The 2054-nt window shown below is 72.0% G+C and carries 3 protein-coding genes and 1 riboswitch; of the genes, 2 read left to right on the forward strand and 1 reads right to left on the reverse strand.

The window, feature by feature from the left end:
- The coding region (locus ACLN58_RS21520) for an FAD-dependent oxidoreductase (protein WP_415857251.1) at positions 1-237 on the reverse strand (237 nt) is incomplete at its 3' end.
- Positions 235-367: riboswitch (TPP riboswitch) on the reverse strand. (Overlaps the previous gene by 3 nt.)
- A 16-nt stretch (positions 368-383) precedes the next feature.
- Between ACLN58_RS21520 and thiE the strand changes: the two genes are divergently transcribed.
- Positions 384-1091 carry a thiamine phosphate synthase gene (thiE, locus tag ACLN58_RS21525; RefSeq protein ID WP_415857252.1) on the forward strand — a complete coding sequence of 236 codons (708 nt, stop codon included), beginning with the start codon at positions 384-386 and terminating at the stop codon, positions 1089-1091.
- Positions 1088-1930, forward strand: a complete 843-nt coding sequence (locus tag ACLN58_RS21530) for a prephenate dehydratase (protein ID WP_415857253.1) — start codon at positions 1088-1090, stop codon at positions 1928-1930. The genes thiE and ACLN58_RS21530 overlap by 4 nt, the downstream gene beginning before the upstream one ends.
- The last annotated feature ends 124 nt before the right edge of the window (positions 1931-2054 follow it).

A 2054-nucleotide genomic window follows, 5' to 3' on the forward strand; every position in this document is an offset into this window, starting at 1 on the left:
GGGCCACCGCCGCGCCGAGGCGAGCATGAGCCCGAGGAGGTCCTCTTCTTGGTAGTGGTACTCGCTCACCGCTGCGAGCATCCCGGCGGCCGCGAAGCTCGCCCCCGTGCCCGGCGAGGGATCGACCACGGCGACGCTGCGGCCCGAGCGCGCGGCTTCCCACGCAATTCCGAGGCCGACAACTCCCGCGCCGATCACCGCGACGTCGACGCGCATCGCAGCGTCATGTCCGTCCATGAAATCGTCGTCCTTCCCTACGCCGGCACAACCCGGATCAGGTGATTACGGTCGGCTCTGGCCCTCTCAGCCCGTCCATGCGCCCCGCCCTGAGCAGGGCTGTCACACGCGGGCTCCCGCAGTTCGTGAGGTCTAGTCTAGTTCCCATGCAACTGCTCGACGCCCAGCTTTACGTGTGCACCGACGCCCGGCACGGCCGCGGCGACTTCGCGTCCTTCCTCGACGCGGCGTTCTCGGGCGGCGTCGACATCATTCAGCTCCGTGACAAGCAGCTCGAGGCGGCCGAAGAGCTTGAGCTCCTTGAAGTGCTGCGCGCGGCTGCCGAGCGCCACGGGAAACTGTGGGCCGTCAACGACCGCGCGGACATCGCGCTCCTCTCCGGCGCGCCCGTGTTCCACGTGGGCCAGAAGGACCTTTCGCTCGCGGCTACGCGCCGCGTTCTCGGCGACACGGTGGCGGTCGGGCTCTCGACCCACGCCCCCGAGCAGGTGGACGCCGCGATCGCCGCGGCGGCCCCGAGCGCCACGGACGACGGCGGCACCGGACTTTCGTACTTCTGCACCGGTCCGCTGTGGGCCACTCCGACGAAGCCGGGGCGGACCCCGGTGGGCCTCGCCCTCGTCGAGTACGCAGCCCGGCGCACGGCCGAGAGCCTCGCCGCGCGCCAGCCCACGCTCCCGTGGTTCGCGATCGGCGGGATCGACCACGGAAACGTGGCCCAGGTGGTCGAGGCCGGGGCGAGCCGCGTCGTCGTCGTCCGCGCGATCACGGAAGCCGACGATCCCGCGGACGCCGCCGCGCGTCTCCGCGCCCAGCTTCCCGAACTCGCGCCCGCGGGCGTCCCGCGCGCATGACCGTCGTCGCGTACCAGGGCGAGCCCGGTGCCAACTCCCACATGGCCGCGCTCGAGGCGTTCCCGGGCGCCGACGCGCTCCCGTGCGCGACGTTCGAGGACGCCTTCGCGGCCGTGGACGGCGGCGAGGCCGACTACGCCATGATCCCGATCGACAACACGGTCGCGGGTCGAGTCGCTGACATCCACCTGCTCCTGCCGACCACGTCGCTGCAGATCATCGGCGAGCACTTCCTGCGCATCCGCTTCAGCCTCATGGGCATCCCGGGCGCGACGATCGAGGGCGCGCGCGAGGTCCACAGCCACGTGCACGCCCTCGCGCAGTGCCGCGGGTTCATCCGCGCCCACGGGCTCACGCCGGTGGTCGCCGGCGACACGGCCGGCTCGGCGCGCGAGGTCTCCGAATGGGGCGACCCAGCGAAGCTCTCGATCGCACCGCCGCTGGCTGCCGAGCGCTACGGGCTCGAGGTCCTCGCCTCCGACATCGAGGACCACAAGCACAACACGACGCGCTTCGTGATCCTCGCCCCGCCACGGCCGTTCCCCGAGGCGGGCGGCGAGCCGTTCGTCACGAGCTTCGTGTTCCGCGTGCGCAACATCCCCGCCGCGCTGTACAAGGCCCTCGGCGGCTTCGCGACGAACGGCGTCAACATGACGCGGCTCGAGAGCTACATGGTGGATGGCAAGTTCGCCGCGACGATGTTCATGGTCGACGTCGAGGGGCATCCCGACGAGCCGCCGCTCGCGCGGGCCCTCGAGGAGCTCGCGTTCTTCTCGACCGAGCTGCGCCTCCTCGGGGTCTTCCCCGCGCACCCGCGCCGGCTGGGCCAGGACGAGTAGCCCACCATCCAGGGCCCACGCCCGCGGGGGCCCGGCTTCCGCGGCTGCTCGCCCGCGGGACGTGGCCTCCGAACGAGGGCTGCTGTGCGATGTCGGCGGTCAGGTCTAGGCTGACGCTCGTGGG

The organism is Sinomonas sp. G460-2 (assembly GCF_047759905.1).
In the GTDB taxonomy this organism is placed as follows: Bacteria; Actinomycetota; Actinomycetes; order Actinomycetales; family Micrococcaceae; genus Sinomonas.

Coding starts and splice junctions, on each gene's coding strand:
- thiE (WP_415857252.1), top strand. CDS start 384: ATGCAACTGCTCGACGCCCAGCTTTACGTGTGCACCGACGCCCGGCAC.
- ACLN58_RS21530 (WP_415857253.1), top strand. CDS start 1,088: ATGACCGTCGTCGCGTACCAGGGCGAGCCCGGTGCCAACTCCCACATG.